The sequence below is a fragment of the Bacillus sp. SIMBA_074 genome, from assembly GCF_046534555.1.
GTDB classification, from domain to species: domain Bacteria; phylum Bacillota; class Bacilli; order Bacillales; family Bacillaceae_G; genus Bacillus_A; species Bacillus_A mycoides.
On the sequence record NZ_JAWRYM010000836.1, the window covers coordinates 1 to 255 of the forward strand.

1 pseudogene is annotated in these 255 nt (G+C 31.4%); it reads left to right on the top strand.

The features are described from left to right. A pseudogene (locus tag SB773_RS33100) lies at positions 1-255 on the top strand (PAS domain S-box protein); the annotation flags it as partial.

A 255-nucleotide genomic window follows, 5' to 3' on the forward strand; every position in this document is an offset into this window, starting at 1 on the left:
TATGGATTTTCTTCCTGAAAACATTAAAACTATAAACATTATAAAAGATTTCGAAAAGGGAAAACATTACTTCACTTTGCGAGACGAATATGTTTTTAAAATAGAAGAGAAAATAGATACTGAGTTAATCATCGATATCTTTAGATTAGGTGAAAAAGAAGTTGCAATGGTTATTACTCGAGATATCACTGAACGTTTAAAAACGGAAGAGTTACTGCGAAAATCAGGGAAGCTGGATGTGGTAGGAAAATTAGC